Below are 15,117 nucleotides of genomic sequence, written 5' to 3' on the forward strand. Positions count from 1 at the left end.
CGCGCCGTGAACACCGCCAAGCTCGTCTACCGCCCCATCGGCCTGGCCACCGGCGCCCTCGGCGGCGTCCTGGCCGGGACGATCGTCAAGCAGGTGTGGCGCAAGGCCTCCGGCGAGGAGGACGCCCCCGACGCCCTGCAACACGAGTACCCGTGGAAGGAAGTGCTGCTCTCGGCGGCCCTCCAGGGCCTCGTCTTCGCCGTCGTCAAGGCCGCCTCCGACCGCGGCGGTGCGGTGCTGTTCGAGAAGCTCACCGGCTCCTGGCCGGGCGACTGAGCGTCCACACCCGGGCTGTGGACAGTGTGGACAACCCTGTGCACAGCGCCTCCGGCGTGGGGGGTCGTCGACGCATCGCGCCGAACCTAGGAGCGCGATGCGTCAACGACTCAGAAACCCCGCCCCGCGCAGTGACGCAGCGTCGACGTCAGCTCAGCTCCTTGCGCACGAGCGGCGCGACCTCGGTCCCCAGCAGCTCCACGGCCTTCATGACGTCCGCGTGCGGCATCGTCCCGGCGGACAGGTGCAGCATGAAGCGGTCGATCCCCAGGTGCTCGTGCTGGAAGAGGATCTTCTCCGCGACCTCCTCGGGCGATCCGACGAGCAGGGCGCCGCGGCGGCTGCGGGCGGCCTCGTACGACGTGTGCGAGAAGTACCCCCAGCCGCGCTCCTGCCCCAGCTGGTTCATGACGCCCTGGTAGGGCTTGAAGTGCACCGACGTCGCCTGCTGCGTCGTCGGGGCGACGAACCCGTGCGAGTGCGTCGCGATGCGCAGCACCGACTCGTCGTGCCCGGCCTTTCGCCCCGCCTGGCGGTAGAGGTCGGCCAGCGGGGCGAACTGCTCCGGCATGCCGCCGATGATCGCGATGGCCAGCGGCAGCCCGAGGGTCCCGGCGCGCACGACGGACTCGGGGTTGCCGCCGACGGCGATCCACACCGGCAGCTTCGGCTGGACGGGCAGGGGGAAGACGCCCAGCCCGGGGATCCCGGCGCGGTGCTTCCCGCCCGGCCACGTCACCGAGGAGGGGTTCTCCCGGATCGCGAGCAGCAGGTCCAGCTTCTCGGCGAACAGCTCGTCGTAGGCGTCGAGGTCGTACCCGAAGAGCGGGAACGACTCGATGAACGAGCCGCGGCCGGCCATGATCTCGGCGCGCCCGTCCGACAGCCCGTCCAACGTGGCGAACTGCTGGAACACCCGGACGGGGTCGTCGGAGGACAGCACGGTGACGGCCGTCGAGAGCCGGATGCGGGACGTGCGGGTCGCCGCGGCGGCCAGGACGACGGCCGGGGCGGACGCCGCGTAGTCGGGGCGGTGGTGCTCGCCGAGGCCGTAGACGTCGAGCCCGACCTGGTCGGCGAGCTCGATCTCCTCCACGACTTCCCGCAGCCGCTCGGCGTGCGAGATGGTCGTGCCCGTCCCCGGGTACGGCGTGGTCTCCGCGAACGCGCTGATCCCGATCTCCACGATGCCCAGCCCCTTGCTTGAAGTCTCAACGATACGAGATGAGCGTACCCGGGTTCAGCAGCAGAGCGCCACGACCGCGTGTCCCCGACAGCGTGACGTCCAGCCGGGTCGCGCGGGCCGGCCGGTCCCGCGTCGGGAACCAGGGCCGGTCCGGGGCGACGAGCACGAGCAGTCCCTCGTCGTCGCCGACGGCCGTGAACTGCGGCGACCCCGGCCCGCCGAACGTCCGCAGCCCCGCTCCGCGCGCCAGCCGCTCGCGCGCCGTCGGGACGCACGCCACGGGCACGCCGACCTCGCTGACGCCCAGCAGGTGCTCCGGCCCGAACGCCGCACCGCCGAGCCGGTGCGGGAGGCGACGCCGCGCGACCAGCTCGAGCACCGTGCCCCCCGGGGCGTCCTCGAAGTAGACCGAGCAGCCGTCCCACGAGGGTGACAGCTCCACGAGCCCGTCGCCCAGGACGGTCGCCCGGTCCCGCAGCCACGCCGACGCGACGGGTCCCGCGTCCCCGGGGACGCTGATCGCGAGGTGCTGCGTGCCGGGCTCCGCGGCGGGGTCGGGGACGAGCTGCAGCCGCGTCCAGCCCACCTCCACGACACAGCTGGCCTCAGCCTCGTGGACGGTCAGCCCGAGGGCGTCGCGCCAGAAGGCCGCGCTGCGGCGGACGTCGGGGACGGGGAGGACGACGTGGTCGATGCGCACGCAGGGCAGACCACCAGCTCCAGTGCGCTGCAGGTCAAGATGGGTGCGTGGCGGAGCTGCTGAGCATCGGGACGGTCGCGGCGCGGGCGGGGGTGTCCGTCGCGGCGCTGCGGCACTACGAGGAGCGCGGACTCGTGCACCCGGTGCGGGACGCCGCCGGCCGGCGCCGCTTCCCCCGCCACGTCCTGCGCCGCCTCGCGGTCGTCGCGGCGGGTCAGCGCGTCGGCCTGTCGCTGGCCGACATCGCCGAGGCCCTGTCGACGCTGCCGACCGACCGCGCCCCCTCGGCGCGGGAGTGGGCGGGCGTGGGGAAGCGGTGGCAGACCCTCCTCGACCAGCGCATCCGCGAGCTCCAGACCCTGCGGACGTCCCTCACGGGCTGCATCGGCTGCGGGTGCCTGTCGATGACCCGGTGCACCCTGTTCAACCCCCACGACGAGGCGGCCGCCGAGGGCGAGGGGTCTCGGTGGCTGCGCGCGGCGACCACGGACGGTGAGCCGACGGTCTAGATGGGCACTAGGTTCGGGACGTGGTCGCCCGTCTGCCCTTCGGAACCGCGGCGGACCTCCGTCGCGCGTACGAGGACGTCGACTGGTCGGCGACGGCGGTGGGGCACCCCGACTCCTGGCCCCGTGCGCTGCGCCGCGCGCTGGAGCTGGCGCTGGAGACCCGCTTCGCCATCGTCATCTGCTGGGGCCCGGACCTGGAGATGCTCTACAACCAGGCCTACGTGGAGATGATCGGCGACAAGCACCCCGCGGCGCTGGGTCGTCCGGTCCGGGACGTCTTCGCTGAGGCGTGGGACGACCTCGCTCCCCTCTTCGCGCAGGCCCGCTCCGGCGAGGCCGTCTGGTTCGAGGACATGCCGGTCGTCATGGACCGCCACGGGCACCCCGAGGAGACCTACTTCACGTTCTCCTACTCCCCGGTCCGCGACGACCGCGGCGAGATCGCCGGCGTCATGGACATCGCGGCCGAGACGACCCGCCAGGTGCAGGACCACCGGCGCCTCGAGCTGCTCACCCGGCTCGGCGACCTGGCCTCGGAGCTGCAGCCGCCCGTCGAGCTGGCCCGCAAGGCGCTCGACGTGCTGTCCACGGCCCCGCTGGACCTGCCCGCCGTCGACCTGCAGCTGCCCGGCGGTCCCACGACGCTGCCCTCCCCGCCGGCGCCCCTCTCGCCCCGGCAGGTGCTCGTCGAGGACACCGCCGACGGCCGGCTGGCCTGGGTGCGGATCCCTGCCGCGCTCGGCGGGGAGTCGCCCGGCGTGCTCGCCGCGCGCCTCAGCGAGCTGGTGCCCCTCGACGCGGCCTACCGCGACTTCCTGCGCCTGACCGCGGCCACCGTCGGTGACGCGCTGTCGGCCGCCGCGTCCTACGAGGCCGAACGCCGGCGCGCCGACCTGCAGGAGTGGCAGGCCCAGCGGCTCGCGGGGCTCGTCGCCGTCGCGCAGGCGCTGCCGACGGTCGACACCGAGGACGACGTCCTGCGCGTCCTCGGTCGTGGCGCTTCGGGGTTGCTAGGGGCCGACGGCATCGTCCTGGGCCTGCTCGAGGACGGTGCGCTCCGCGTGCGCGGTGACGAGCGCGACCCCGCCGTCGGGGCCCTCGGAGCCGCCCTGCGCGGGACGGCGGTCGTCTCCGACGACGGCGCGACCGCCTGGCCCCTGTGGGTGGGCGACCGCGTCATCGGCGCGCTGGGACTGTCCTGGCGGGGGCCGCGGGACCTGTCGGCCGAGGACACGGACCTGCTCACCGCGCTGGCCGCCTCGACGGCCCAGGCGCTGGACCGGGTGCGGGCCACGCAGGCCGAGCGCACCGCGGCCGCGGCCGTCCGGACGATGGCGGAGACGCTGCAGCGCAGCTTGTTGACGTCCGCGCCGCAGCCGGAGCACCTCGAGACGGCCGTCCGCTACCTCCCCGCCGCCGAGCACGCGCAGGTCGGCGGCGACTGGCACGACGCGTTCCTCACCGCCGCCGGGGCCGCCTGCCTCGTCATCGGCGACGTCACCGGCCACGACCAGGACGCCGCGGCGGCCATGGGGCAGGTGCGCAACCTCCTGCGCGGCATCGGCTACTCCCTGGAGGTCTCCCCGGCGGCCGCGCTGTCCGCGCTCGACCGGGCGATGCGCGACCTCGGCGTCGGCGCGCTCGCGACGGGCATCCTCGCCACCGTCGAACCGCTCGAGGGCTCCTCGACGTGGCGGCTGCGCTGGTCCAACGCGGGCCACATGCCGCCGCTCGTCGTGGACCCCGACGGCACCGTCGAACTGCTGCGCACCACCCCGGACCTGCTGCTCGGGCTCGAGGCTGGCTTCGTCCGCGCCGACCACGTGCACGGCCTGGCGCCGGGAGCGACCGTGCTGCTCTACACCGACGGGCTCGTGGAGCGGCGGGGGGCGTCCCTGGACGAGGGGCTGGCGTGGCTCGCGCAGACGGCGGGGAAGTTCGCGGGGTCAGGACCGGAGGAGCTGTGCGACGGCGTCCTGCAGCTCGTCGACGGTCACGCCGAGGACGACGTCGCCGTCCTCGCGGTGCGCGTCCGGCCCTGACGCCAGGCGGGTCTCGGGTAGCCGCCGTCGTCCAGTCCCGCCCACCGTTCGAAGACGTTGCGGTGCGGCAGGTTCCGGGTCACCAGGGCGTTGAGGCCGTACAGCGCCACGAACGGCAACGTCCCCAGCAGCGCGTACTGGTCGGCGTGCCGCAGCTCGTGCCGCCTCCGGCGTTCCCCGCCGAGCTCGCCGTACAGCCAGACGTTGCCGACGGTCGTCCCTCCCCGGCCGTACGTGCCGCGGGGCATCCCGGAGCACTCGACGAAGAGGTCGTCCCCGACGAAGACGGTGGCCCCGTGGTGCAGCGCCCAGGCCAGCGCGACCGTGCTGGCGGGCAGGTTCCGGGCGGCGCGGACCGCGATCCAGGCCCAGGAAGCAGAAGAGCGCCGGTCCCTCACGGGGACCGACGCTACTTCCAGAGAGCGGACGACGAGACTCGAACTCGCGACCCTAACCTTGGCAAGGTTATGCGCTACCAACTGCGCTACGTCCGCACGTGCAGTGACGACTCTACACGCCCACCAGTGCGAGGGCGTACCCCTCGAACCACTCCCCGGCGGCAGGTTCACCCGGACGGCAGCTCCCGTCGGACTCCCCGGGGCGCTTCACCCACAGCCAGGCGTCGACGACGTCCTCGCCCGTGAGGGTCGAGGGCAGGCGCCCGATCCGGCGTCCCGGCGGGTTGCACCAGTCCTCGTCGCGGCCCGTGGCCACCGGCGCACCCGCCCCGTTCCGGCTCGTGTCGACGACGAGGTGCGCTCCGCCCAGGAGGCGGGACAGCTTGCGGCCGTAGGCGACCGTGACGTCCGTGGGCTGGAAGTTCGAGACGTTGAGCGCGAAGCCCGCGGCCTCGTCGACCCCCGCCGCCCGCAGCGCCGTCGCCAGCGCCGGCAGGTCCTGCACCCAGCCCGCGTGCCCCGCGTCGACGTAGACGTGCGTCGCGGGCAGTGCGGCGAGGACCTCGACGGCGCGGCGCAGCAGTCCCAGCCGCTCCCGCCGGTCGACGCCCGAGCAACCGGTGACCGCGAAGGCCACGGCGTCCGGTTCCAGCACGACGACGGACGGCCGGTCGCCGATGCCGGCGGCCAGTTCGCCGACCCAGGCGAGGTAGGCGTCGTCGTCCGCCGCGCCGCCGGCGGAGAAGGAGCCGCAGTCGCGGCCGGGGACGTCGTAGGCGACGAGGACGGGCAGCTCGCCGGCGGCCGCTGCGGCGGTCGTCAGGGCGCGGGCCCGCTCGCGCGGGGCGTCGCCGGTGAACCACGTCGCCGTCGGCGCCTGGGCCAGGGGCCGCAGTGCGTCGGCGAGGTCGGTGCGTCCCGACGTCTCGTAGGCGGTGAGCTGGGCGTGGGCCAGGGAGTCCGGGTCGGACCACAGCGGGTGCAGGCCGAGGCGCGGGACGGACTCGCCCACGGCACCTCCCCCCACGGTCAGCGCGGCGAGCAGACCGCCGACGACCCCCAGCACACCCGCGCGCCGCAGCGGTCCCCGCACCACGTCCACCACCCGTCGAGCGGGCCGGTCCCGCAGCCCCCAGTCCACCGCACGCACCCGCGCCCCGACCACGCCCGGTGACCGCCGTGGACCCGCCCGGGTGAGCGGACCCCCCGTGCGGCCCAGTCCCGACCTCCCCGGCCCCGCGTGGAAAACACTCTTTCCGCCCTCGAAACCGCTCTCCAAGGGCGGAAAGAGTGTTTTCCGCCCGGGCCTGGAACTGGCGGACGACGCAGCGTCACGATGGGAGCATGGCGATCGAGGTGCGCCCGGCCACCGTCTTCGAGGACGTCGCCACGCTCGTCGGCCCCAAGCGGCCGGACGCGAACGTCTGCTGGTGCCTGAGCTACCGCCTCCCCGGCGCCGAGCACCGAGCCCTGGCCGGACCCGCCCGCGGCGAGCGGGTCCGTGAGCTGGTGGCGGAGGACCCGCCGCCCGGCGTCCTCGCCTACGAGGACGACGAGCCGGTGGGGTGGGCCGCCGTGCACCCGCGGGCGGACACGTCGTTCGCGACCAACCGCCGCATCCCCCACGTCGACGACCTGCCCGTCTGGTCGTTGTGGTGCGTGCGCGTCCGCCCGGGGCACCGCGGGCGTGGCATCGCGCACCACCTCGTCGCGGGCGCCGTCGAGTTCGCGCGCGAGCACGGGGCGCCCGTCGTGGAGGGCTACCCCGTCGACAACGGCGGGGAGCGCGTCGACCTGACGATGGCCTACGTCGGGACGCGGTCGCTGTTCGAGGCCGCCGGGTTCACCGTCGCGGCGCCGACGACGTCGACCCTCGCCGGGTTCCCGCGGGTGCTGGTGCGGCGCGACCTGCGCTGGGACTGAGGCGGCGATCCTGAGCCGCGGTCCGATCCGCGAGAAACGGCACCGGAAACCACATCGCTCTGCGAGGCTGCTCCGAGTAGTCGACCCTCACTGCACGTCACGGAGCTGCTCATGGCCACCCCAGTTGGGCCGTCTCGTCCTCATCCCGTCCCCCCGCGGCCAGGCCGCGTCGGCTTCGTCCTGGCCGCCGTCGGTACCGGCTTGCTGAGCGCCCTGGTCGGCTGCACCGCGGGCTTCGCCGCCACCAGCTCCGGTCCCACGGCGACACCGACGACGACGGTCACCGGCACACCTGCACCTGCGGTGACGGTGACCGTCACACCCCCGGCGTCGACGACAACGGCAGAGCCGGAGCTGGTCGTGGTGACACCGCCCGCGGAGACCGTCACGCCGCCCCCTGTGACGGTGACGCGGTGAGCCGCGGGCCGCGTCCCGCGCGGTCATCGGGGTCGAAGCGACGCGGGACGGTACTGGCCGCGGTCGGAGGAGGCTGCCTGCTCCTGTTCGGCGCCTGCGGGGCCGGACTGGGCGCCATCGGCACCGGCTCCCCAAGCGCCGCGGTCACGGCCACCGTCGCGGCGGACCCGTTGCCCACCGTCACACGGACCGCAGCTCCTCCGGAGCCCGTACTCCTGGAGGTGCCGGCGCAGACGAGCACGGCACCAGCGCCTCCGCCCGTCGTCGCGCCTGCGCCCACGGTCTACGTCGACGCTCCCCCCGCTCCGGCACCCGTCCCGCTCGTGGGGGGCTCCGGCCGATCCAGCGCGGGAACGGGTTCCAGTGCAGGTGGGTCGGCGTACTACGCCAACTGCGCCGCTGCTCGGGCGGCCGGGGCGGCGCCCATCCTGGAGGGAGAACCCGGCTACAGCAGCAAGCTCGACCGGGACGGGGACGGCGTGGCCTGCGAGTCCTGACGGCAGGAGATCGACGGGCGGGCTGGGGGGTCGGCGCTGAACCTCAGTCCCGCGTCGCCAGCACCTTCGCGGCGAACGCGGCGGCCCGCTCCCGCAGCCCGTCGCGCCGCTGGCTGATGCTCAAGCCCGGGTCCGGCTTGAGCGTCGGCGTGGCCCGCAGGACGCGGACGTTGTCGGCGCACGCGAGGTCCGAGCACAGGTAGGTGCCGACGGTGTTGTGCTTGCGGCCCGACTCCCCGGCGCGCGCGGCGACGAAGAGCGAGACCTCCCCGGGCGAGCGGGTCGTGCGGCACAGGTCGCACATCGCGGTCGCGCGCACGCCCTTGCCGGGCGTCGCGCGCAGGGCCAGGCCGACGACGGCCTTGCCCAGCGGGACGAGCATCCAGCCGCGTTCGGGGGCCTTGGGGTCGCGCCAGCCGACCACCTCGTGGACGGGGTCGCAGTCGTGCACCCAGTCCGGCACGCGCATCCGGTGCGCCTCACCGCGGGAGCAGTTCGTCATCGTGGAGCGGATGGCCTCGTCGGTCAGCTGACCGTCCTCGAGGTCCAACGTTGCCGGGGACACGACCGTCGAGCGTACGCCCGTCAGGAGGCCTTCTCGAAACGGCAGGTCGCGTCGAAGATCTGGTGGCACCCGGTCACGGCGGCCGGCAGCCGGTCCGCCGAGACGGGCCGGGAGAAGTAGTAGCCCTGCGCGGTGTCGCAGCCGACGGCCTGCAGCGCGTGCACCTGCGAGGCCTGCTCGACGCCCTCGGCGACGACGCGCAGACCGAAGCTGCGCGCCGCACCGACGACGAGCCGGACGAGCTCGACGGTGCGCGGGTCCTCGGAGTCGACGAAGCTGCGGTCGATCTTCAGGACGTCGACGGGGACGCGGGCGAGCTGCCCGAACGAGGTGTAGCCCGTACCGAAGTCGTCGATGGCGATCTGCACGCCGATGGCCCGCAGCTCCTCCAGCCGTGCCCACGCGGCGTCGTCCTCGACCATTACGGTCTCGGTGATCTCCAGCGCGAGCCGTTGCGGCGCCGTGCCGGACGCCTCGAGCGCGGAGCGGACGTCGTCGACGAGGCGAGGGGAGCGCAGGTGGCGGCCGGAGATGTTGACGGCCACCTTCAGGCCCGATCCCGGACCGCCCGCGGCGTCGAACTCCGCGAGCTGCGTCAGCGACGTCTTCAGGGCCCAGCGGCCGAGGTCGCAGATGAGGTCGGAGGCCTCGGCGACGGGGATGAAGACCCCCGGCGGCACGAGTCCCTCGCCCGGCTTCTGCCAGCGCACGAGCGCCTCGACGCTGCGGACGCGGCCCGTCTCCAGGTCCGTGACGGGCTGGTAGTGCAGCACCAGCTCGTCCTCGACGAGCGCGCGCCGGAGCCCGTCCTCGAGGGCGGCCTGGGCGGCGAGCGCCTGGCGGAGGTCGTCGTCGTAGACCTCGACGCGGCCGCGGCCGGCGTTCTTGGCGCGGTAGGCGGCGGTGTGGGCCTCCTGCAGCAGCCGGTCGGCGGCCTCGCCCGACTCGTCGAGCGGGGCGCCTGCCTCGACGCGGCTGACGGCCACCCCGACGCTGGCGCCGATCACGGCCTGCGACTCGGCCGACCCCAGCAGCGGGATGGGGGCCGAGACGGTGTCGATGAGGGCCTGCCCGAAGTCGAGCAGCCCCTTCTCGTCCTGCACGGGCTCGACGAGGACGACGAACTCGTCGCCGCCGAGGCGCGCCACGACGTCGACACCTCGCACGCGCTGGCGCAGCCGCTGCGCCACGGTCTGCAGGACGGCGTCCCCGGCGACGTGCCCGAGGGAGTCGTTGACGGTCTTGAACTGGTCGAGGTCGAGGAACAGCAGCCCGACGCGGTCGCCGGTGCGGTGGGTGCGGCGCAGCGCGCGGTCGACCTGGGCGAGCGCCTCGGCGCGGTTGGGCAGCGTGGTCAGCGCGTCGTGGGTCGCCTGGTGGGCCATCTCCTCCTGCAGCTGCTCCCGGTCGCGCATGACGCCGAGGATCTGCTGGACGGAGGCGTGCACGACGCCGCCGAGGGGGCCGCCGACGGGCCGCCGCAGGATCTCGTCGTCGAACGCGCCGTCGGCGACGGCCTGGGCCTGCGCCTGCACCGAGCGCAGGCTCGCGACGGCCGCGCCGAGACCGTGCGCGACGACGCGGGTCTCCGGGGGGCCCTCGACGACGACGTCGACGAGCTCACCGCGGCTGATGGACCGGGCGGCGCCGGCCAGGCGGGCCAGCGGGGCGGCGATCGACCGGCTCGTCCACAGCACGCCGCCGACCGACAGCAGCAGCAGCAGGCCGGTTGCGCCGGCGTACTTGACCAGCTCGGTCTGGGCGTCGACGCGGTACTGCTCGGCGGCCCGGACCGCCTGCGCGGCAGCGATGTCGAGCACGGAGCGGAGGGCGTCGTCGCGGCCGACGACGGCCGAGCTGAGCGAGACGAGGACGGAGGAGTCCGGCGCGGTGTGGCTGCCGGAGGCGACGGCGGCGGCCAGCGTGCGGTCGACGACCTGGGTCTGCTGGTCGGCCAGAGCCGCGGTCCAGCCGGAGCGGACGCGGGCCTGCCCGGCGGCCGTGACGTCGGCGGAGGCGATCTGGAAACCGGACCAGCTGCGCAGGAACAGCTGTCGCGAGGGACCTTCGGCGCCTTCGGGCGCGGAGAGGAACCCGAGGTAGTACGGCACCTCCTCCCCGGCCAGGGTGGTGGCGTGGGCGGTGCGGCGCAGGTCGGCCAGCGCGTGCGCGAGGTCGGTGTCCCCGCCGCCCTCGACGTCGGCGGTGGCCAGGTGCGCGTCGACGGCGTCGCTGAGGTCGTCGACGAGGTAGCGGTACTTGTCGAAGAGCTGGCGGTTGCTGGTCTCCCGCTCGCTGGGGGTGTCGCCGGCGCCCCAGGAGGCGCGGACGGCGGCCAGCCGCTCGGTGGCGGCCTCGATGCGGGGGCGGGCCAGGGCGTCCTCGTGGGCGTCGGCCGCGGCGGCGTCTGTGCGGGCGGTGGCCTGGTCGAAGAGCGTGTGCAGGTCGGTGGCGAGGCCGCTCTCGCGGGTCGCGGACGGTCCCTCGGCGCCGAGGTCGACGAGTTCGACGCTGGAGACGAGGGGGATCGCCTCCTCGGCGATCCTCGCGCGGACCGCGTCCAGCGCGACGGCGGCGCGGACCTGGCGGACGGCGTCCTCGGCGGCCTGGACGCGCTGGAAGCGGTGCAGCACGAGGATGGAGGCGAAGGCGGAGAAGCCGACGATGGGCACCAGGACGAGCACGAGCAGCCTGGTCCGCAGGCTGATTGCGCGTCGGCCGCGCTGCTCGGGAAGGTCCGCCACCTGGAGAGGATCGGCGTCCTGCACCGCTTTCCTGAGCGCACCGCCCGACCGGCCGCCCCGCCCTGACCCGTTCGGCTCAGCGAGGTCCGCATCACCGCGGTGGATGAGCCGGTGGATTGTGTCGAAGGCCCACAGGAGGCACACTCGACGCACAGGATCTTCTAGAAGATTCGACGGTGGGGTCCAGGGTGAGGGGTACGCCGTGCAGCAGGACGAGGAGCCCCCCGGGGCCGGGTCCGACGCGGGACCGCAGGAACGGCTCGACGTCGCGCGCGCCGTGCTGACCGCGGCGACGGGCCTCGCCGTCTGCGACCTGCACGGCCTCGTCCTGGAGGCGGGCGACGCCCTCGTCGCGCAGCTCGCCCTCGACCCGCGCGGCCGCAAGCTCGGTGAGCTCCTCTCGACGCCCGGGTCCGTCGAGGAGCCGCTGCCCGTCGACCGCCTCGTCGAGGACCTCCTCGCCGGCGCCGAGCACGTCCTGACCGGGGCCCTCGTCCGCCGGCCCGACGGGCAGGACCAGCACTGCACCGTGCTGATGACCCTGGGCGACTCCGGCGGCGCGGGCCACGTGCTGCTGGTGCACGTGGCCTCGTCCGGCTCCGGCCCCCGGGGCACGCGTCCCGGGCCCGGTCGCGACGCGCTGACCGGGCTGCGGGACCGGGCCGGGGCCGTGGCCGACCTCGCCGACCGGCTCGCCGCGGGACGCACTGCTGACCGCCCCCGGCTGGGCGTCATCGCCTGCGACCTCGACCGGTTCCGCGTCGTCAACGACAGCCTCGGGGTCGAGGTGGGCGACCAGGTGCTGGCGACGGCCGCAGAGCGGCTGGCCGTCGGCCTGCGCGGAGGGGACGCGCTCGCCCGGGTCGGGGACGACGAGTTCCTCGTCGTCCTCGCCGGCCTGACCGACGAGGCGGAGGCCGTGGACGTGGCGCACCGCATCACGCGCAGCCTGGCGGCCCCGGTCCGCGTCGACGGGCCGGACGGTCCCCAGGAGGTCAGGTGCTCGGCGAGCACCGGTCTCGTCCTCGTCGACCTGCCCGTGACCGCGAGCGGTGGGGGTCCTGGAGGAGTGGTGGACGCCGGGACCGTCCTGCGCGACGCCCACACCGCCCTCGACGCCGCCAAGGCCGCCGGCGGGTCGAGCTGCCGCGTCTTCACCAACGCCCTGCGCGAACGCGCCGACCGCCGGCTCACCGTGGAGAACGACCTGCGACGAGCCCTGGCGGAGGGCGAGCTGCGCGTGCATTACCAACCCGTCGTCGACCTGCGCGACGGCCACCGGACGGGGTTCGAGGCCCTGGTCCGCTGGGCGCACCCCCGACGCGGGCTGCTGCTGCCCGAGCAGTTCCTCGACGTCGCGGAGGACTGCGGCCTCGTCGGCCTGGTCGACGGCCTCGTCCTGGAGGAGGCGCTCGGCTTCCTCACCCGCCACCCCGGCGCCCGCGTCGCTGTCAACACCTCCGCCCGCTGCCTCGACGGGACGTTCGCGCCGACGGTGGCCCGGGACCTGGACCGCCGCGGACTGGCCCCCGACCGGCTCACCGTGGAACTGCTCGAGGGGTCCCTCGTCCCCGGCGACCCCGTCACCGAGGCCGAGCTGCGCGACCTCGCCGCCCTCGGTGTCGGCGTGCTCATCGACGACTTCGGCACCGGCTACTCCACGCTGTCCTACCTGCGCCGACTGCCGGTGACAGGGCTCAAGCTGGACCGCTCCTTCGTCGCCGACCTGCCGCAGGACGCCGGGTCGGACCGCATCGCGGCGGCGGTGGCCCGGCTGGCCGGCGACTTCGGCCTCACCTCGACGTGCGAGGGGGTCGAGACCGCCGACCAGGCCCGCCACCTCGCCGCCCAGGGCTGGCAGTCGGCCCAGGGCTTCCACTTCGGGGTGCCCGGGCCGGAGGAGCGGTGGTTCCCCGCGGGAGCGCGGCGGGCCTGACCAGCTCCCCCGTTCAGGGCAGCCAGCGGTGCAGCCGCTTGGCCCGCGCGGCCGCCCACACCTCCTCGACCTCGGCCTCGGTGGCGGCCGCGTGCGCCTCCTCCTGCTCGAACAGGCGCCCGTAGGCGAAGGCGACCTCGGGCCGGGCGGTGGACGCGAGGTCCGTCAGCCGCTGCCGGGTCACGACGGAGTCCTGGTGCTCGCCGAGGACCTCCTGCAGCTCGGTCACCGCCTTGGCGAAGCGCTTGGCGTCCTTGCCGAACACCACGACGACGGCCTCGGCCGCGTAGCGGGTCTGCTTGGCGGCCTTGCGCGCCTCGTGCAGCAGCTCGTCGCGCTCGGTCCCGGCGTCGGCGTGCTGGGCCCGGCGGACGAGGTCGGCCAGCGAGCCGAACGACTTCACCACCCGCTTCGGCAGCACCGTGCGCGCCTTGCGGCGGCCACGGTCGGACAGCTGCGGCCGTTCGACGAGGTCCTGCAGCACGTCGAGGAGCGACTGGTAGCGCTCGGAGTCCAGTTCGCGCAGGACGCGGTCGTGCGCCGTTCGGTAGTCCCCCTCGAGCTGCTCACGGACGAGCTGGGGGACGGCGCCGGTCGCGGCGGGATCGGCGGGCTGCTCCTCCGGCGCGTGGTCCAGCGAGGCGACCGACTGCACGAGGCGGTCGCGCAGGACCTCCGCGTCCCGGGCCTCGCCCAGCTCGGCGGCGAGCCAGCGCAGCTCGTCGCGAACCGGCTTCGTCGGCGTCGTCAGCAGCGACCCGTAGGTCTTCAGCGCGCTGCGCAGGCGCCGTGTGGCGACGCGCATCGCGTGCACGCTGTCCGGCTCGTCGGCCCGCACGCGCGGGTCCTGGTCGAGGATGCGCTGCACCTGCTCGGCGAGGTGGGCGACGAGGACGTCGCCGGCGCGCGAGCCCGGGCCGAGGTCGGTGCGGCGCGGGGCCGCCGGGGTCAGGACGCGGTCGGCGGGCCGGGGAGCGGGCTCCTCCGCCGGGGTCGCCGGTTCCGGCTCGTGCCGGACGACGGGGGCCGGCGCGGGTGCGGGACGTGCACCGGACAGGACGCGCGCCAGCTTCGAGCCGGTCCCCGCGACCTGCAGCCCGGCCTCCCGCAGCCGCGCGTCGACGGCGTCGAACAGCTCCCGGTCGCCGTCGACGAGTTCCAGCTCCACCTCGCGCCAGACCTGCGGGCCGCCGTCGGTGGGCCCGTCGGTCAGCTCGTCGACCGCGCTCACGGCCGCACCGACCGCGGCTCCGACCGCCGCCCCGCCGGCCGCGCCGGGCGCCGCACCGACGGCCGCCCCGCCGGCCGCGCCCACGACGGCACCACCGGCCGCGCCCGAGGCGAGCCCCCCACCCTCCGCGTCGGCCTGCGCGTCCGTCGGGGCCCCCGCCACGAGCCGGCGCGCCTGCACGCGGTCGTCCGCGAGCTCCAGCAGCCGGGTCCCGGCGGCGTCCAGCAGCGTCCGCACCGTGCGGTGGGTGGTGATCTGGGCGACGGGCACGAGCGGCTCCCCGCCCGTGACGTCCTCCACGAGCCGGCGCAGCGCGGCCGGGACCGTCTTGACGGCCCGGCCCAGCGGCACCTGGCGCTCGATCCGCGCGCCGTCGGAGCCGGGCGTCTTGAGGTGCCACCCCGCGTCGTGGCCGCCCGTGCGGCGGCGCAACGTCGTCCGCGCCGCGCTCAGCCGCAGGTCGCGGGTGTCGAAGTAGGTCGCCTCGAGCTCGTGCTCGCCGAGGTCGCCCTCGCGGTACCCCCGCTCCTCGGCGTCGGGGAGCTCGTGCAGCACGGAGCTCAGAGCGGGCAGTTCGGCGTCGGCGGCGAGGTCGTACTTGACCTCGATCTCCTCGTGGACCTTTCCGGGCTGGTTGACCATGCGACGGTTGTACCGGCAGACGTGGCTCGTCGCCCGCCGTCGCCCTACCGT

The 15,117-nt window shown here is 75.1% G+C and carries 13 protein-coding genes and 1 tRNA gene; 6 read left to right on the top strand and 8 right to left on the bottom strand.

Going from position 1 to position 15,117, the window contains the following annotated elements:
- Positions 1-6: 6 nt before the first annotated feature.
- Entirely contained in the window at positions 7-276 is a 270-nt protein-coding gene (locus ACFEMC_RS22695; protein ID WP_380172149.1) for a DUF4235 domain-containing protein, read from the top strand.
- 148 nt (positions 277-424) lie between these two features.
- On the opposite strand, the gene ACFEMC_RS22700 is transcribed toward ACFEMC_RS22695, so the two are convergent.
- Complete coding sequence (locus tag ACFEMC_RS22700; RefSeq protein WP_380172151.1) at positions 425-1,462, bottom strand: LLM class flavin-dependent oxidoreductase; 1,038 nt, start codon at positions 1,460-1,462, stop codon at positions 425-427.
- Positions 1,463-1,487: 25 nt separating this feature from the next.
- Positions 1,488-2,162 carry a VOC family protein gene (locus ACFEMC_RS22705; RefSeq protein WP_380172153.1) on the bottom strand — a complete coding sequence of 225 codons (675 nt, stop codon included), beginning with the start codon at positions 2,160-2,162 and terminating at the stop codon, positions 1,488-1,490.
- 47 nt (positions 2,163-2,209) lie between these two features.
- On the opposite strand from ACFEMC_RS22705, the gene soxR reads away from it, so the two are divergent.
- Both soxR and ACFEMC_RS22715 read left to right on the top strand, forming a co-directional pair.
- Positions 2,210-2,671, top strand: a complete 462-nt coding sequence (gene soxR / locus ACFEMC_RS22710; RefSeq protein WP_380172155.1) for a redox-sensitive transcriptional activator SoxR — start codon at positions 2,210-2,212, stop codon at positions 2,669-2,671.
- 20 nt (positions 2,672-2,691) lie between these two features.
- A complete protein-coding gene (locus ACFEMC_RS22715) occupies positions 2,692-4,713 on the top strand; it encodes a SpoIIE family protein phosphatase (RefSeq protein ID WP_380172157.1) in 2,022 nt (673 codons plus the stop codon).
- On the opposite strand, the gene ACFEMC_RS22720 is transcribed toward ACFEMC_RS22715, so the two are convergent.
- From ACFEMC_RS22720 to ACFEMC_RS22730, 3 genes are all read right to left on the bottom strand, one after another.
- Positions 4,665-5,111: a hypothetical protein gene (locus ACFEMC_RS22720; protein WP_380172159.1), complete on the bottom strand. Its 447-nt coding sequence runs from the start codon at positions 5,109-5,111 to the stop codon at positions 4,665-4,667. The two genes, ACFEMC_RS22715 and ACFEMC_RS22720, sit on opposite strands and share 49 nt — an antisense overlap.
- 23 nt (positions 5,112-5,134) lie before the next feature.
- Positions 5,135-5,207: transfer RNA gene (locus ACFEMC_RS22725), tRNA-Gly, on the bottom strand.
- Positions 5,208-5,223: 16 nt separating this feature from the next.
- Complete coding sequence (locus tag ACFEMC_RS22730; RefSeq protein ID WP_380172161.1) at positions 5,224-6,252, bottom strand: glycoside hydrolase family 6 protein; 1,029 nt, start codon at positions 6,250-6,252, stop codon at positions 5,224-5,226.
- 203 nt (positions 6,253-6,455) lie between these two features.
- Here ACFEMC_RS22730 and ACFEMC_RS22735 point away from each other — a divergent pair, with 203 nt between their 5' ends.
- Both ACFEMC_RS22735 and ACFEMC_RS22740 read left to right on the top strand, forming a co-directional pair.
- Positions 6,456-7,034, top strand: coding sequence for a GNAT family N-acetyltransferase (locus ACFEMC_RS22735; protein WP_380172163.1), 579 nt, complete (start codon positions 6,456-6,458; stop codon positions 7,032-7,034).
- 740 nt (positions 7,035-7,774) lie between these two features.
- A complete protein-coding gene (locus tag ACFEMC_RS22740; protein ID WP_380176908.1) occupies positions 7,775-7,948 on the top strand; it encodes an excalibur calcium-binding domain-containing protein in 174 nt (57 codons plus the stop codon).
- Between the two features lie 43 nt (positions 7,949-7,991).
- Here ACFEMC_RS22740 and ACFEMC_RS22745 read toward each other — a convergent pair whose 3' ends face one another.
- Together ACFEMC_RS22745 and ACFEMC_RS22750 are read right to left on the bottom strand one after the other, a co-directional pair.
- Positions 7,992-8,513, bottom strand: a complete 522-nt coding sequence (locus ACFEMC_RS22745) for an FBP domain-containing protein (RefSeq protein ID WP_380172165.1) — start codon at positions 8,511-8,513, stop codon at positions 7,992-7,994.
- A 20-nt stretch (positions 8,514-8,533) separates the two neighbouring features.
- Positions 8,534-11,257 (bottom strand): putative bifunctional diguanylate cyclase/phosphodiesterase, encoded by a 2,724-nt coding sequence (locus ACFEMC_RS22750; RefSeq protein WP_380172166.1) that lies wholly within the window; start codon positions 11,255-11,257, stop codon positions 8,534-8,536.
- A 202-nt stretch (positions 11,258-11,459) separates the two neighbouring features.
- On the opposite strand from ACFEMC_RS22750, the gene ACFEMC_RS22755 reads away from it, so the two are divergent.
- On the top strand, positions 11,460-13,193 hold the full coding sequence (locus ACFEMC_RS22755; protein WP_380172168.1) for a putative bifunctional diguanylate cyclase/phosphodiesterase: 1,734 nt from the start codon (positions 11,460-11,462) through the stop codon (positions 13,191-13,193).
- Between the two features lie 13 nt (positions 13,194-13,206).
- On the opposite strand, the gene ACFEMC_RS22760 is transcribed toward ACFEMC_RS22755, so the two are convergent.
- Complete coding sequence (locus tag ACFEMC_RS22760; protein ID WP_380172170.1) at positions 13,207-15,066, bottom strand: CHAD domain-containing protein; 1,860 nt, start codon at positions 15,064-15,066, stop codon at positions 13,207-13,209.
- Positions 15,067-15,117 lie beyond the last annotated feature (51 nt).

The sequence above is a fragment of the Kineococcus sp. DHX-1 genome (assembly GCF_042473625.1).
In the GTDB taxonomy this organism is placed as follows: Bacteria; Actinomycetota; Actinomycetes; order Actinomycetales; family Kineococcaceae; genus Kineococcus.

Coding starts and splice junctions, on each gene's coding strand:
- ACFEMC_RS22760 (WP_380172170.1), bottom strand. CDS start 15,066: ATGGTCAACCAGCCCGGAAAGGTCCACGAGGAGATCGAGGTCAAGTAC.
- ACFEMC_RS22735 (WP_380172163.1), top strand. CDS start 6,456: ATGGCGATCGAGGTGCGCCCGGCCACCGTCTTCGAGGACGTCGCCACG.